General features: G+C 36.2%; 13 protein-coding genes. 1 reads left to right on the top strand and 12 read right to left on the bottom strand.

The features are described 5' to 3' along the window. Positions 1 to 10: 10 nt before the first annotated feature. From mutM to citZ, 7 genes are all read right to left on the bottom strand, one after another. On the bottom strand, positions 11 to 838 hold the full coding sequence (gene mutM / locus ABC228_RS00185) for a DNA-formamidopyrimidine glycosylase (protein WP_345823070.1): 828 nt from the start codon (positions 836 to 838) through the stop codon (positions 11 to 13). Positions 839 to 850: 12 nt separating this feature from the next. Continuing rightward, positions 851 to 3487, bottom strand: a complete 2637-nt coding sequence (polA, locus tag ABC228_RS00180) for a DNA polymerase I (RefSeq protein WP_345823069.1) — start codon at positions 3485 to 3487, stop codon at positions 851 to 853. A 172-nt stretch (positions 3488 to 3659) separates the two neighbouring features. Then, entirely contained in the window at positions 3660 to 5024 is a 1365-nt protein-coding gene (gene pnpS, locus ABC228_RS00175) for a two-component system histidine kinase PnpS (RefSeq protein WP_345823068.1), read from the bottom strand. Further along, positions 5021 to 5713, bottom strand: coding sequence for a response regulator transcription factor (locus ABC228_RS00170; protein ID WP_345823067.1), 693 nt, complete (start codon positions 5711 to 5713; stop codon positions 5021 to 5023). The genes pnpS and ABC228_RS00170 overlap by 4 nt, the downstream gene beginning before the upstream one ends. 235 nt (positions 5714 to 5948) lie before the next feature. Next, positions 5949 to 6887 (bottom strand): malate dehydrogenase, encoded by a 939-nt coding sequence (mdh, locus tag ABC228_RS00165; RefSeq protein ID WP_345823066.1) that lies wholly within the window; start codon positions 6885 to 6887, stop codon positions 5949 to 5951. A gap of 21 nt (positions 6888 to 6908) precedes the next feature. Further along, positions 6909 to 8180 (bottom strand): NADP-dependent isocitrate dehydrogenase, encoded by a 1272-nt coding sequence (gene icd, locus ABC228_RS00160; protein WP_345823065.1) that lies wholly within the window; start codon positions 8178 to 8180, stop codon positions 6909 to 6911. 85 nt (positions 8181 to 8265) lie between these two features. Continuing rightward, positions 8266 to 9381: a citrate synthase gene (citZ, locus tag ABC228_RS00155; RefSeq protein ID WP_345823064.1), complete on the bottom strand. Its 1116-nt coding sequence runs from the start codon at positions 9379 to 9381 to the stop codon at positions 8266 to 8268. A gap of 331 nt (positions 9382 to 9712) precedes the next feature. Between citZ and ytvI the strand changes: the two genes are divergently transcribed. After that, positions 9713 to 10819: a sporulation integral membrane protein YtvI gene (gene ytvI, locus ABC228_RS00150; protein ID WP_345823063.1), complete on the top strand. Its 1107-nt coding sequence runs from the start codon at positions 9713 to 9715 to the stop codon at positions 10817 to 10819. A gap of 5 nt (positions 10820 to 10824) precedes the next feature. On the opposite strand, the gene ABC228_RS00145 is transcribed toward ytvI, so the two are convergent. The 5 genes from ABC228_RS00145 to accD form a co-directional block, all read right to left on the bottom strand. Further along, a complete protein-coding gene (locus tag ABC228_RS00145) occupies positions 10825 to 11211 on the bottom strand; it encodes an FxsA family protein (RefSeq protein ID WP_345823062.1) in 387 nt (128 codons plus the stop codon). A gap of 89 nt (positions 11212 to 11300) precedes the next feature. Beyond that, on the bottom strand, positions 11301 to 13061 hold the full coding sequence (gene pyk, locus ABC228_RS00140) for a pyruvate kinase (RefSeq protein WP_345823061.1): 1761 nt from the start codon (positions 13059 to 13061) through the stop codon (positions 11301 to 11303). 19 nt (positions 13062 to 13080) lie between these two features. Then, positions 13081 to 14040 carry a 6-phosphofructokinase gene (pfkA, locus tag ABC228_RS00135; RefSeq protein WP_345823060.1) on the bottom strand — a complete coding sequence of 320 codons (960 nt, stop codon included), beginning with the start codon at positions 14038 to 14040 and terminating at the stop codon, positions 13081 to 13083. A 302-nt stretch (positions 14041 to 14342) separates the two neighbouring features. Continuing rightward, positions 14343 to 15299, bottom strand: a complete 957-nt coding sequence (gene accA / locus ABC228_RS00130; protein ID WP_345823059.1) for an acetyl-CoA carboxylase carboxyl transferase subunit alpha — start codon at positions 15297 to 15299, stop codon at positions 14343 to 14345. Then, complete coding sequence (accD, locus tag ABC228_RS00125) at positions 15296 to 16150, bottom strand: acetyl-CoA carboxylase, carboxyltransferase subunit beta (protein ID WP_345823058.1); 855 nt, start codon at positions 16148 to 16150, stop codon at positions 15296 to 15298. The genes accA and accD overlap by 4 nt, the downstream gene beginning before the upstream one ends. Between the last annotated feature and the right edge of the window lie 45 nt (positions 16151 to 16195).

The raw sequence follows: 16195 nt of genomic DNA, 5'->3' as shown, positions 1-16195 counted from the left end.
ATTGTCCCCCTTATAGCTTCTGGCAGTTAAGACAAATATGTGTACCACGACCGCCAACCTTCATTTTTGTAATTGGTTTCCCGCAATTTTTACAGCCCTTATTTTCCTGTCCATAGACAGATAACTCCTGTTGAAACATACCCATTTCACCTTGGCTATTCACATAGGAACGTATTGTTGTACCACCTTGAGCAACCGCTTCCTCTAGGGTATGAATGGCTTGCTTTTGAATTTCCTGAACTTCCTTCTTCGTTAGCTTATCCGATTTCTTCAACGGATGGACTCTCGCCTTAAACAAGGTCTCATCAACATAAATATTCCCTAAACCAGCAACTACCGTTTGATCAAGTAGTACGGACTTTATCGATCTGTTCGTATTTTTAAATTTTTTATAAAAATAATCGAATGTAAATTCCTTATCAAACGGATCTGGACCTAATTGATTTAGCGGTTTCTGATTACATTCTTCACCTTTTTTCACAATGTGCATGGTACCAAATTTTCGTACATCGTTATAGCGTAGTTCCTCCTCAGTTGTAAAAGAGAAAATCACATGTGTATGCTTTTTAATTGGCTCATCCTTATAATGGACACTATACTTTCCTTCCATCCTTAGATGAGAAATCAATGTATAATCTGTGAGCTCGAATAATAAGAACTTACCTTTTCGACCAATATCTTGAATAGTTTGACCATGTAAAAGTTGTTTAAAGTGTTCCACATCATCTGGCTTTTTAATAATATTTGGCCAGTATACAGATACATGATCAATTGTTCGATTAAGAATAAATCGTTTTAATGTATTTCGTATTGTTTCAACCTCTGGTAATTCTGGCATTATGTTTACTCCTTATTTAGCATCATACCAACTATCTCCATAAGCATATTCCGCCTTTAGAGGAACATTTAATTCAACTGTGTTTTCCATCATAGCTGGCACAATTTCCTTCAATTTCTCCAATTCTTCCTTAGGAGCTTCAATAATTAATTCATCATGCACTTGCAACAGCACACGCGCTTTTAGCTTCTCTTCTTTTAGCTTCTCATCTAAATCGATCATAGCTTTTTTAATGATGTCAGCAGCAGTACCTTGAATTGGTGTGTTCATTGCCGTTCTCTCTGCAAAGCTTCTTAGATTAAAGTTTCTGCTTGTGATATCTGGCAAATATCTTCTTCGATTCATCAAAGTAGTTACATAGCCCTTTTGCTTTGCCTCTTGAACGATATCATCCATATAAGCTTTGACACCCGGATAACTCTCAAGATATCGATCAATAAACTGTTTCGCTTCTTTACGAGTAATTCCAAGATTTTGCGATAGACCGTAATCACTAATTCCATAGACAATACCAAAATTAACTGCCTTTGCTTGTCGACGCATATTTGATGTTACTTCATCTTCTGTAACATGGAATACATCCATTGCAGTTTGTGTATGAATGTCTAATCCATTTTGAAAAGCTGCAATCAATTTTTCATCCTTCGCAATATGTGCAAGTACTCTTAATTCAATTTGCGAGTAATCTGCAGCAAACATAATCCATTCTTTTTCTGAAGGAACAAAGGCTTGTCTAATTTTCCGTCCCTCTTCAAGTCTTATTGGTATATTTTGTAAGTTAGGGTCGATTGAGCTTAATCTTCCAGTTTGTGTTAACGCCTGATTATAGCGGGTATGAATCTTATTGGTATTCTTATCAACAACTTTTAATAGTCCTTCAATATACGTAGACTGAAGCTTACCTAATTGTCGATATAATAAAATTTTAGGAATGATCTCATGGTCATTTTCTAACTGCTCCAAAACGTCAGCAGCAGTTGAATAACCTGTCTTTGTTTTCTTAATCACGCGTAATCCTAGCTTTTCAAATAGAATCGGACCTAACTGCTTTGGGGAATTTAAATTAAAGGTTTCTCCAGCAATCTCGTAGATTTCTCTTTCAATCTCATCTAATCGTTTCCTTAAATCCGTCCCCATTTGTTCTAGGCGCTCTACATCAACGACTACCCCAGTATGTTCCATTTCACCAAGGATTAACGCCAACGGCATTTCCAATGTATTTAATAAGTCGAATAATTCATTCTCCTGAAGCTCTTCTTCCATCTTTTTTTGAAGCTCAAACAATAAGCTCGTTTTACGTACAACGTGCTCCGCTAATTTTTCTTGTTCAGGAACCTTCATTTTTGCCCCTTTTCCATAGACCTCCTCATCAAATCGAACGGACTTCATTCCCATACGATGTCCAATTGCAGGAATATCGTGATTATTTTCTGATGGGTCTAGCAAATAGGAAGCTAGTAGTACATCAAAGGTGATTCCCTTTAAGTGAATACCTTTTTTCAGCAAAGATACTAACGATTTCTTGGCGTCAAAGACTACTTTTTTATTCGAAGTACCCTCTGCCCAATCCTTAAACACGTCAGAATTGATGGCCACCTCAGTCGGAATAAAATAAGCATTTTCTCGATTAACAACCCCAATCCCTTCAATTGGTGCTGTATGATAACTATCTGATAACATTTCAAGGATTAAAGCTTCTTCTCCTATAAACATTTCAGGTGTTATTTCCTCAACAATTGTATAGGATATATCTTCTAGTACTTCATTCGATTCTTCATCAGCTTCATCTGAACTTACTCGATTTAAAAGCGATTGAAAGCCTAGATCCTTAAACAAGGCAGCAACATCTTGTTCTTTATATCCACTATATGGTAAATCATCTAGCGCTATTTCAATTGGTGAATCACAATTAATGGTAGCGAGCTCTTTACTCATGAATGCATCATCTTTATGATTCGTTAAATTCTCTTTTAATTTCTTTCCACTAACTTCATCTAGATGCTCGTATAAATTCTCTAGTGTCTCATATTCTTTTAATAGCTTTGTTGCCGTCTTTTGCCCAACACCAGGTACACCTGGAATATTATCCGAGCTATCACCCATCAGTGCCTTTAAATCAATAATTTGGTCTGACGTAATTTCCATTTTTTCTATCAAATAGTCAGGTGTATAGGCTTCCACATCACTAATACCTTTTTTAGTAACGTTTACCGTAACGTTATCAGAGACAAGTTGAAGCATATCCTTATCTCCAGAAATAATGGATATATCCCAGTTATTTTCATTCCCATGTTTCGATAAGGTACCAATTATATCATCTGCTTCATATTGCTCTAATTGATAGTGACGAATATTAAAGGCATTAAGTAATTCTTTTACAAGCGGGAATTGCTCTGATAGTTCAGGTGGCGTCTTTTGTCTACCACCCTTATATTCTTGATATGTATTATGTCTAAACGTTGTCTTACCAGCGTCAAATGCAACTAGGATATGTGTTGGCTTTTGCTCCTCCAAGATCCTAAGCAACATCGTTGTAAATCCGTAAACTGCATTTGTGTACACTCCTTTATCATTATTTAATAATGGAAGTGCAAAAAAAGCACGATATGTGATACTATTGCCATCAATCAGTACTAATTTATTGGACATATGTTACCTCCTCCTTAACGCCTCTTTTATTTCGTATATTTTACCATTTCCAGAAGCTTCCGTACAAAATATGTCTATTTGCCAATAAAACTGAGCAGACACATTTAGGGTTATGTCGATTATATTTCTACCTCAGTATAACAAAAAAACACCTTCATCACTCGGAAGATGTTTATTGTATTGGAAAATAAATATGAAAGGTAGTTCCAATCTCTAGTTCACTTTCAACATGAATTTTCCCTTTATGAAGTTCTACAATATGCTTGACAATCGCAAGTCCAAGTCCAGTACCACCTGTATTACGACTTCTCGCTTTATCTACACGATAGAACCGTTCAAAGATTCTAGACAGCGCTTCGTTCGGAATGCCGATACCAGTATCTGTAATGGTGATATGGATAAAGTCATTCTGCTTCCCAACTGTTAAAGAAACTTCGTCTTCTTTGTGAGAATAATTAATAGCATTCGCCAACAAATTTATGAGAACTTGTTTTACACCGTTCATGTCTGCAACAAATGTGAGATCTCTTTCCGCTTCTACTTTTAGTTTGATTCCGCTTTGGGTCGCTTGCTGATTCATCATCGGAATTACTTCTTCTAATAACTGAGACATGTTTATTGACGTAAAAACTAATCGTGAATCCTCTTTTTCAAGCTTTGATAACGCGAGCAAATCTTCAATTAAGGTTTGAAGGCGTTTGCTCTCCTCGTTAATAATTCCCAAGAAATGTCTAGCTGTTTCCTTATCATGTAAATCATCATCTAGCAATGTTTCAGAAAAGCCACGAATGGATGTAATTGGGGTTTTCAACTCATGTGAAACATTCGCAACAAAATCCTTCCGCATCGCTTCAAGCTTTTTCAGCTCTGTTATGTCATATAGAACAAGTACTGCCCCTTTTAACATATTTCGATCATCAAATATTGGTGCACCGACAACTTCAAAGTATTGCTTTACACCATTCTCTACCATAATAGAATCCTTCACATTTTCTTCATATAAAAAAGTCAACTGAATCGTTTTATGAATCTTCTCATTATCTAAGACATCATAATAGAGATAACCAAGATAATCACGTTCAGTTTTTCCAAATATAGAGATGAAATTCTGATTGACTAGATGAATGTAGCCTTTCTCATCAATCAGAACTAATCCACTTTGTATGTTTTCAATAACAGTCGATAGCTGCTCTGCCTGCATTTTTTCATTAATCGATAAATCACTTAGACTACGTGCGAGCGCATTAATTTTCATTAATAGAGAGGCCATGCTTCCTGTTGCAGGATGATACATTCTCGCTCGAAAATTCCCTCTAACCAATTCATCCAGGGTATCGGTGGCTTTACGGATTGGTTTGACATATTTGTCAAAGACATAGTGTAATATCATCATGAGGATAATGTATTCTGTCAATAGCACCAGTAATAAAATAATATAATTGCTCATGAACTGGCTAAATACTATTCCAGTAGAAATGACGATTAATAATATCCCCATCGCATACATCATGATTGGTTTAGAAGAAAAAATCCTCACGTTGGATCCTCCATTTTATAACCTAGGCCACGAATGGTTTTAATATAAATTGGTTTTTTCGTGTTTGGTTCAATTTTCTCACGTAGGTGACTGACATGTACATCTACAATTCTAGTATCTCCAACAAAGTCATAATCCCATACCGCACTTAATAATTGATCTCTTGAAAGAACTTTATCCTTATGTGTTGCGAGGTAATACAATAGCTCAAATTCTTTACGAGTAAATGTTAGTACTTTATTATCTTTTTCTGCTTCATATCGTTCTGGATAAATCGTAAGATCACCAATATTTATATTTTTTATCTGACTAGTATTCGTAACATTGGTCCTTCTTAAGATAGCTTTAATTCTAGCAATAACTTCCTTTGGACTAAATGGCTTAGTTAAATAATCATCTGCCCCAATTTCTAGTCCGAGTACTTTATCAAACTCCTCATCTCTTGCTGTTAACATTAATACAGGTGTTTCAATCTGGTTTCTTCTAAGGTGCTTACATACTTCAATTCCATCCATTTCTGGTAGCATGAGATCAAGACAGATGAAATCATAGTTATTCTTATCCGCTTTTCGAATTGCTTCTAGTCCATCGTATGCGACATCTGTTACAAATCCCGCTTTCTCCAAGTTAAATTTTAATAGCGTTACAATAGACATTTCATCATCAACAATTAGAACCTTTTCATTCATGTAAACCATTCCCCATTTCTAATTTGCTGCTAGCATAATCTATCTTTATATTTATCTTACAATGAATTATACATAAATAAAATAACAGAGGCCTATTGTAAACAAAACTTTACAATATAACCCATATTATCGCCTATTTCCTAGAAGGTTATTAATACAAAAAAGTCCTTTACTGAAAGAACTTCCCCTAAACAAAAAGACTCCATTCTGTAACTTGCAGAATGGAGTCTTCTATTTATGCTAAGACCTTTAATACACTTTTCACTGATTCAGCAGACTTATCTAGTGCCGCTTTTTCATCAGCTGTTAGTTCTAACTCGATAATTTCTTCGATACCATTTCCACCTAAAATAGTTGGTACCCCCAGATAAATATCGCTATAGCCGTATTCACCCTCTAAATAAGCAATAGAAGGAAGAACTCGACGTTGATCTTTTAAGATTGCTTCAGCCATAACCGTCAGAGAAGCAGCCGGAGCATAGTATGCACTACCATTACCTAATAGGTTAACAATTTCTCCACCACCAGTACGAGTACGTGCTACAATCTCTTCTAATCGATCCTTCGAGATTAATTTTTCTAATGGGATACCCCCCGCATAGGAATAGCGAATTAATGGAACCATATCATCACCGTGACCACCTAAAACGAAGCCGGTAATATCTTTAACAGATAGATTTAATTCTTGTGCAACGAACGTACGGAAACGAGCAGTATCTAGTACACCTGACTGTCCGATAACCCGCTCTTTAGGGAATCCAGATTCCTTATAAACGGTATAAGTCATTGCATCAACAGGATTAGTTAATACCACAATTGTAGTCTCTGGAGAATACTTCACTACTTCTTGTGTAACGGATTTCATGATTTTAGCATTTGTATTAACAAGATCATCACGGCTCATTCCTGGCTTTCTAGCAATTCCAGCAGTAATGATTACTAAATCAGATTCCTTTGTATCTTCATAATTTGCAGTGCCAGTAACATTGGCATCAAAGCCCTGTACTGGACTAGCCTCTAGCATATCTAACGCTTTACCTTTTGTCGGATTTTCCATATTTGGAATATCGACTAGAACAACATCTCCGAGTTCTTTTTGTGCAAGCATTAGTGCTGTTGTAGCTCCTGTGAAACCTGAACCGATGACTGAGATTTTTTTCCGTTTGTTGCCCATAATAAATCCCTCTCTTCGTAATTAGTCCATGTTTTTGATTAGTTCATTACCAAACTCAGAACATTTCACTTCTGTTGCACCATCCATTAGACGCGCAAAGTCATACGTTACGACTTTTGAAGCGATTGTTTTATCCATTGCTTTTGTAACTAAATCAGCAGCTTCTCTCCATCCAAGGTGCTCTAGCATTAACACACCAGATAAAATAACTGATGATGGATTAACTTTATCCAAACCAGCGTATTTTGGAGCTGTTCCGTGAGTTGCCTCAAATATTGCATGACCAGTATTGTAATTGATGTTTGCTCCAGGAGCAATACCAATTCCACCTACTTGTGCTGCTAATGCATCTGAGATATAGTCTCCATTTAAGTTCATTGTAGCAACAACATCAAACTCATTCGGACGAGTTAGAATTTGTTGTAAGAAGATATCCGCAATAGCATCTTTAATGATGATTTTGCCAGCAGCTACAGCTTCATCTTGTGCTTTATTAGCTGCGTCTTTTCCATCTTTTTCTACAATGCGATCATATTCTGCCCATGTGAATACTTTATCACCGAATTCTTGTTCAGCAACTTCGTATCCCCAGCTTTTAAATGCACCTTCAGTAAATTTCATAATGTTTCCTTTGTGAACAAGTGTCACGCTGCTACGTCCCTCTGTTAGCGCATATTGAATCGCTGAACGTACTAGGCGTTTTGTTCCTTCCTCCGATACTGGTTTAATACCAATTCCAGAAGTTTCAGGGAAACGGATATTATGTACTCCCATTTCATTGTTTAAGAAGTCGATTACTTTTTTCACTTCATCTGAGCCTTTTTGCCACTCAATACCTGCATAAATGTCCTCTGTATTTTCACGGAAGATTACCATATCAACATCTTCTGGACGCTTCACTGGAGATGGAACACCTTCAAAATAACGAACTGGACGTAAGCATGTAAATAGGTCTAACTCTTGACGCAATGCTACGTTTAGAGAACGAATTCCACCACCAATTGGTGTTGTAAGAGGCCCTTTAATAGCAATTTTATATTCGTCAATTTTGTCTAGTGTATCCTGTGGTAGCCATTCACCAGTCTTATCAAATGCTTTCTGACCTGCATATACTTCTAACCACTCAATTTGCTTTGTTCCGTTATATGCTTTTTCAACTGCTGCTTCAAGTACTTTACTAGCAGCTGCCCAAATATCTGGACCAGTTCCATCCCCTTCAATAAATGGAATGATTGGTTGATTTGGAACGTTTAACTTACCATTTTCGACAACGATTTTTTCTCCTTGTGCCATAAAAAAATTCCTCCTAAAATTCATGTAGCTTATCGTAATAATAGCCGGATAGACCGGCTATTAAAACTAACATTCTTAATTGTTTCTAGCGATTCTCGATTGAAACATAATCTTGTGTTGTTGGTCCAACGTACTCTGCACGCGGACGAATTAAGCGATTGTTTGAATATTGCTCTAGTATATGTGCAATCCAACCCGATACACGGCTCATTGCAAAAATAGGTGTAAATAAATCATGATCAATTCCTAAACTATCATATACCGATGCTGAATAGAAATCTACATTCGCTGGTAGTCCTTTTTCTTGCTTAATATAATCCTCAATTTTCACAGACATATTGTACCATTTTTCATGACCAGTTAATGTAGTTAATTCCTTAGACATCTTTTTAAGATGCTTTGCTCTTGGATCACCATTGCGATAAACACGATGTCCCATTCCCATAATCTTTTCTTTGTTTGCTAATCTTTCTTTAATATAAGGTAATGCATTTTCCTCTGAGCCAATTTCAGTTAGCATTTTCATTACTCGTTCATTTGCACCACCATGCAGAGGTCCTTTTAATGCACCAATAGCTGCAGTTACTCCGGAATAAATGTCAGAAAGTGTTGCAACACATACTCTAGCAGTAAAAGTAGATGCGTTTAATTCATGGTCCGCATGTAATACTAGGGCCTTATTAATCGCTTCTATTTCAATAGCCGTAGGTGTCTTTCCACTTAACATGTATAAGAAGTTCTCCGCATAGCTAACATCGCTCTTCGGCTTAATAGGATCTTTACCTTGTCTAATTCTAGAAAATGCAGCTACAATAGTAGAGATTTTGGCTTGTAGACGAATAGCCTTACGTCTGTTTGCTTCTTCCTCCATTACATCTGCTTCCTCGTCATAGAGACCTAATAATGAGATTGAAGTTCTAAGCGCTGCCATTGGATGTACTTTTGACAAATCATAGGAACGTAATTGTTCGATTACTGCTTCAGGTACTTCCATATTGTCTGCTAATTCTTGTTTGAAGGCTTCTAGTTCACTCTTAGTAGGTAATTTAAGATTCCAAAGTAAGTATACTACTTCCTCAAAGCTTGAATTCTCAGCTAAATCATCAATTCTATAGCCAACATAAGTAAGTTGGTCATCGATGATAGAACTAATTGACGATTGTGTTGCTACGATCCCTTCAAGACCTTTCGTTGCTGTCATAGTAAAACCCTCTCCTTTTTCTATAGTGTTCTAACAGGAAGTCAGAAATAAAGTTATTCATATTTACGACAATTTCAAAGAATAATGATGGATATTGCCATCCCCATCCTCAATTATAAAGTATTCTTTTCCTAATGTGAAATGAAACCGTTTAAATTTATATAAATTTTTATAATCGGATTATTATAACGAAATATTTTATAATTATTGGATAAAGAGATGAAATTACACGGTTCCCATGCAATGAAATATATCATTAATATTTTACAATGCATCATCATATATTTCTAAAGAAGTATTTCGATTATTAACTATAAATGGGGTTACTAAATTGTACAAGCAGTTACTTGAACAGTTACTACGAGGTGGACTCGTAGTACTTATATGTATAACACTATATTTCCTAGCTCGTTTCTCTATAGGATATATTTATCCATTTCTTATTGCTTTCTTCATTGCAGCTTTGTTAAACCCTACTGTAACATATATTGAGAATCATTTGAATTTCCCAAGAACGCTTGCCACCCTGACTGTCATTATCTCGATTTTTCTAACATTTATTGGGCTACTTATTTTAATGATAACGGAGATTATCCAGGGAACATCTTATATCACAGAAAGATTACCAAAGTATCTTCATTCCTTTACAGAGATTTCGGAACGAATTCTCGCTGAACATGTTTTACCATTCTATCAAAAAGTTGCTTCTTTTTTTAAATCTTTAGACCCATCACATCAATCAACTATTCAGGAAAATATTATGCAATTTCTAGAAAATATAGCTAATACGATAACCCAACTTATCCAGTCAGCGCTTTTAGAAATTCCAACTATTGTTGGATTCCTTCCAGACTCATTAACACTATTAATATTTATTATTCTAGCTACATTTATTATAACAAATGATTGGTATAATCTTACAGAGAAGTTGAAAGTCTTCCTACCACAAAACATTCTAGTATTTATCTATGATTTTCAAAAAGGGATTAAAAAAGCGTTTTCAGGATATCTCAAAGCCCAGCTTATCCTAATACTGATTTCTGCTACTATTATTTTTGTCGGCTTGTTAATCTTAGGAATAAAGCATGCTTTAACTATTGCTGTATTAGCCGCTCTTGTTGATCTACTACCTTTTATAGGGACAGGACTACTGTTTATTCCTTGGATTATGTATTCCTTTATAACAGCAGATTTTACCATGACAATTGGAGTTAGTGTGCTATATATGACTGTAATTGTGGTCCGCCAAATGATAGAACCCAAAATAATATCAGCAAGTATCGGTGTAAACCCATTAATGAGTTTAATCATATTATTTGTAGCTCTTCAGTTATGGGGCATCATTGGTGTTCTATTAGCTCCGTTTATACTCATTACACTTTTTGTCTTATACGAATCACGTGTATTTATTAAACTAGTAAATTTTATTAAAGGTTAGAATTATCATTTGTGATATGTAATAGTTTTATGATCAATCATTTTCTTGAATACCTTACTTAATAAGCGCTTAAAAATATCTCTTGTCCCAGGAAACACTAAAACAAACCCTGTAATGTCTGTAATAAAACCAGGCGTAAATAAGAATACTCCACCTGTAAATATACAGATTCCATCAAGAATTTCTCTTGTTGGCACTTGCCCTAAGCTCAATGCTCTTTGAGCACGGTTCCATGTTTGGATGCCCTCTTTTTTAGCTAGCGCTACACCAACAAGTCCTGTTAGTAAAATTAGGAATACGACCCACCAAGGTCCAATAATTCCACCTGCCCAAATAAACACCCCAATTTCTGCTGCAGGAACTATTAGAAATGCAAGAAATAGCCATCTCATCTATACCATCCTCTCGCTAACACACTTAAGATTTATAGGAAAAAAGAAGGGAAAAATCCCTTCTTTTGTTCGTCCTACGATGTATTTTTTTATAGAACACCCGCATGTCCTTTATAAACATCACCTTTTGTACCATCAATTGTAATATCTTCGCCATCTTTAATAAGATCAAAGGCTTCATCTACACCAACAATAACAGGTATTCCTAAGCTTAACCCTACTACCGCGGCATGAGATGTTAATCCGCCTTCTTGTGTAATGATTCCACTAGCTTTTTCTATTGCTGGCATCATATCACGGTCTGTTCCATACGTTACAATAATATCACCAGTATTTACTTTTTGAAGTGCTTCTTCAGTATTTTTTACAATAACCGCTTTGCCATAAGCACTCTTTTTACCAATGCCTTGCCCTTTAGCAATTACATCTCCAATAATATGAACCTTCATTAAGTTTGTTGTGCCTGTTTCTCCAACAGGAACTCCAGCAGTAATAATGACACGGTCACCACGCTTGAGTAATTCAGCGCTTAATCCTCTATCGATTGCAATGTCAAGCATTTCATCAGTAGAATTGGCTTTTCCTCCAGTAATAGCATGTACACCCCATACAAGTGATAGCTGACGATTTACTCGTTGACTATAAGTAACTGCTACAATTGGTGCTTGTGGTCGGTACTTCGAAATCATTCGTGCTGTATGTCCACTTTCAGTTGGTGTAATAATTGCACTAACTGATAAGTTCATTGCAGTATGTGTTACGGATTGACTAATTGCATCCGTAATAGTCATATCAACAGATTGTGAGCGATTTTTCAGGATAGCTTGATGGTCTAAAGCTGTTTCGGCTTTGACTGCTATATTATTCATTGTCTGCACGGATTCTACTGGATAATTACCCGCAGCTGTTTCCCCTGAAAGCATGATTGCATCTGTTCCATCAAAGATAGCATTTGCAACATCTGACGCCTCTGCTCTTGTAGGGCGTGGATTACGTTGCATTGAATCGAGCATTTGTGTTGCTGTGATTACTGGCTTACCAGCAGTATTACATTTTCGAATCAATTCCTTCTGTACAAGTGGCACATCCTCAGCAGGGATTTCTACACCTAAATCTCCACGTGCAACCATTAATCCATCACTAATTTCTAGGATACTATCGATATTATCGACACCTTCTTGGTTCTCAATCTTTGGAATGATTTGAATATGATTTGCATCATGTTTTTCAAGTAGTTCTCTAATTTCCAAAATATCTGATGGTCTACGAACAAATGAAGCTGCAATAAAATCGATATCTTGTTCAATTCCGAACTCAATATCTTTTGCATCTTTATCAGTTATACCTGGTAGGTTTACCGATACATTTGGAACATTAACACCTTTCTTGTTTTTAATTAAGCCTGAATTCAGTGCAACAGTCTTTAGTTCTTTATTCGATTGATCAATTTCGACAACTTCTAATTCAATGAGTCCATCATCAAGTAATATTCTAGAACCAACATGAACATCATCAATTAGGCCTGGGTACGTAATAGAAAAGCGCTCTGCTGTCCCTTCTACTTCATTCATGGAAATATAAACCGTATTTCCTTGAACTAAATCCGCTTGTCCTTCTTTAAAATTACCAGTTCTTATTTCTGGACCTTTTGTATCTAATAAAATTGCAACAGTTTTCCCTGTCATTTCAGCAGCTTGTCGAATGTTTTGGATACGTGCACCATGTTCTTCGAAGTCACCATGGGAAAAATTTAAGCGCGCGACATTCATGCCAGCTTCTATAAGGTTTACTAATGTTTCTACAGATTCTGAAGCTGGTCCTATTGTACAAACTATCTTTGATCTTCTCATTATAAAATTCCTCCTACTATTAAATCGATAATTCCTTAGACAACTGATACATTTCCTCATCAATTGTATGTGAATGTGCTAGCATTTCGATAATATCATGATCCACTAATTTATTATTTTGAATACCCACCATTCTTCCTGCTTTACCATCTAACAGCAAATCGACAGCTTTTGCACCTAAACGACTAGCAAGAACACGGTCATTTGCTGTCGGTGAGCCACCACGTTGGATATGACCAAGCACCGTAACACGAGTCTCTAAGCTCGTAGCGGTTTGAATTCTTTCTCCATATTCAATACCACTTCCAACTCCCTCAGCTAGAATGATAATACTATGTTTTTTACCACGCTCATGGCCACGTTTTAAACGAGCGATAACTTCATCAAAATCATCTGTTTTTTCTGGTATAAGAATACTTTCAGCACCGTCAGCAAGTCCTGCCCATAATGCTAAGTCTCCAGCATTCCGACCCATTACTTCAATAACATATGTACGTTCGTGTGAAGTAGCAGTATCACGGATTTTATCAATCGCTTCAATAATTGTATTAAGGGCAGTGTCAAAGCCAATTGTAAAATCTGTTCCAGGAATATCATTGTCAATAGTTCCTGGGACACCAATACAAGGATAACCTTTTTCTGTTAATTTTTGGGCACCACGGAAGCTTCCATCTCCACCAATAACGATTAATCCTTCGATTCCAAATTTCTTTAGCTGTTCAATACCTTTCTGTTGCCCTTCCTCCGTCTTAAACTCTTCACTTCGAGCTGAAAATAGCTTGGTTCCACCACGCTGAATAATATCGCCTACAGAACCAACATCCATCTTTTCAATATTACCTTCAATAAGACCTTGATATCCATTCTTAATTCCATATATTTCAACATTGTGATAAATACACTTACGAACAACCGCACGAATTGCAGCATTCATTCCAGGTGCATCACCACCACTTGTTAAAACGCCTAGTCTTTTCATTCTATATCCACCTCTACTCTACATTTTCTATATTAGTATGTACTTGATTAATTTAATTTACTACCCATACCAACATTGCAAACTAAAATACTGGACGGACGAACTCCTTGCCTCCTATTAAAAGATAAGGCTTCAGACCTAAAATATCAATTAAAAACATCAAAAAAATCTAGTTTATTTTAATGTGATTTACTTATTGATTTAGTTTCCGTTAATAAGTAAAACACATTGAAAATAGGTTATACTTATTGAACTATAAAACAGAAAAAACATAAGACTGACTATTTGTCAGTCTTATGTTTTTATAGTTCCTTGAATTCTCCAATTTGCTTATATTTTTCCCATCTTTGTGTTAATAATTCATCCTCGGATAATTTATTTAAATCCTGAAGTGATTTTTCTAGTACATTCCGGATATAGTCTGCTTGCATCTTAATATCTCGATGTGCCCCACCTTTTGGTTCTGGAATAATTTCATCAATAATGCCAAGTTCTCGCAAATCATATGAGGTTATTTTCATGGATTCAGCAGCCTTTTGCGCAAGACCAGAATCCTTCCATAAGATGGAGGCAGCACCTTCTGGAGAAATAACAGAATACGTTGAATTCTCAAGCATATGAATGCGATCGCCTACACCAAGCGCAAGTGCGCCACCACTACCACCTTCACCAATTACGATACATATAATTGGTACTGTAATGCCGGCCATTTCCATTAGGTTACGTGCAATTGCTTCACTTTGACCACGTTCTTCCGCTGCTTTACCAGGATAAGCACCTTTTGTGTCAATAAAGCAGATAATTGGACGATTAAATTTCTCTGCTTGTTTCATATGACGTAGTGCTTTACGGTAGCCTTCTGGATGTGGCATACCGAAATTTCTACGTATGTTTTCTTTTGTATCTTTTCCACGTTGATGACCAATAACGGTAACTGGCTGTTCTTGATAATAAGCTATTCCAGAAACAATCGCTTCATCATCACCATAATAACGATCGCCATGGAATTCCAAGAAATCTGTAAATAACTCATCAATGTAGTCTAAAGTGGTAGGTCTTTCAGCATGTCTAGCCATTTGAACACGTTGCCATGGCTTTAGATTACCGTAAATATCGTCTTCTAATACTGCCAAACGTTGCTCTAATGTAGAAATCTCTTCTGTTAAATCAATTTCGCTTTCACTAGTAAACTTTTTCAGCTCAGCAATTTTTTCTTTTAAATTTACAATGGGCTTTTCAAAATCAAGTACCTGCTTCATTCAGATTGACCACCCTTCTGATGCATCATAAGTATGGTTCCAAGCACATACTTTAAATCATGGCGGTGAATTACCTGATCCAACTGACCATGCTTCAGCAAAAACTCTGCAGTTTGGAAGTCTTCAGGAAGCTTCTCTCGTATTGTTTGCTCGATAATTCGTCTTCCTGCAAAACCAATTAGAGCGCCAGGCTCAGCAAAATTATAATCCCCAAGTGAAGCAAAACTAGCAGATACACCACCAGTAGTCGGATGTGTCATAACCGAAATCATTAAACCACCAGCTCTAGAGAAACGACTTATCGCAACAGATGTTTTGGACATTTGCATTAAGCTTATTACACCTTCTTGCATACGTGCTCCACCAGAAGCAGTAAAGATGATGAAAGGGAGAGATTCTTCTCTAGCATTTTCAATTGCTCTAGCAATCTTTTCACCTATAACAGAACCCATACTTCCCATTCTAAAACTAGCATCCATTACCGCAAATGCCGTGGCTTGTCCATCTATTGTTCCCTTTCCAGTTACAACCCCTTCATTCAACCCCGTTTTTTTACGATCCTTCTCTAATTTTTCTTCATAGTCAGGAAAGGCTAGTGGGTTTGAAGAAACCATATTTTTATCCCATTCTTCAAATGAGTTAGTATCAAATAAACTATCAATACGTTCCCAGGCATTAAGTTGATGATGGTGCCCGCAGTTTGGGCATACATTTTGATTATTGTTTATTTCTTTACGGTAGAAAATTTTATAACAATTGTCACATTTTTTCATCAAGCCTTCAGGAATATCTACTTTTGATTGCTCGCTTGGAATAGAAGCATACTTCTTCTTTTTATTAAACTTAAGCAAAGCAAGTCCCCCTTTTCTTAAAACCAAAAACAAAAATCAGTTTGA

Source organism: Ornithinibacillus xuwenensis (assembly GCF_039614845.1).
Lineage (GTDB): Bacteria > Bacillota > Bacilli > Bacillales > Amphibacillaceae > Ornithinibacillus > Ornithinibacillus xuwenensis.
The sequence above is the reverse complement of the archived record's forward strand: the minus strand, read 5'-3'. Positions and strand labels throughout refer to the sequence as shown.

Bases quoted from the DNA above. Each gene is read 5' to 3' on its own strand.
- mutM (WP_345823070.1), bottom strand. From the start codon at position 838: ATGCCAGAATTACCAGAGGTTGAAACAATACGAAATACATTAAAACGA.
- polA (WP_345823069.1), bottom strand. From the start codon at position 3,487: ATGTCCAATAAATTAGTACTGATTGATGGCAATAGTATCACATATCGT.
- ABC228_RS00170 (WP_345823067.1), bottom strand. From the start codon at position 5,713: ATGAATGAAAAGGTTCTAATTGTTGATGATGAAATGTCTATTGTAACG.
- mdh (WP_345823066.1), bottom strand. From the start codon at position 6,887: ATGGGCAACAAACGGAAAAAAATCTCAGTCATCGGTTCAGGTTTCACA.
- icd (WP_345823065.1), bottom strand. From the start codon at position 8,180: ATGGCACAAGGAGAAAAAATCGTTGTCGAAAATGGTAAGTTAAACGTT.
- citZ (WP_345823064.1), bottom strand. From the start codon at position 9,381: ATGACAGCAACGAAAGGTCTTGAAGGGATCGTAGCAACACAATCGTCA.
- ABC228_RS00145 (WP_345823062.1), bottom strand. From the start codon at position 11,211: ATGAGATGGCTATTTCTTGCATTTCTAATAGTTCCTGCAGCAGAAATT.
- pyk (WP_345823061.1), bottom strand. From the start codon at position 13,061: ATGAGAAGATCAAAGATAGTTTGTACAATAGGACCAGCTTCAGAATCT.
- pfkA (WP_345823060.1), bottom strand. From the start codon at position 14,040: ATGAAAAGACTAGGCGTTTTAACAAGTGGTGGTGATGCACCTGGAATG.
- accA (WP_345823059.1), bottom strand. From the start codon at position 15,299: ATGAAGCAGGTACTTGATTTTGAAAAGCCCATTGTAAATTTAAAAGAA.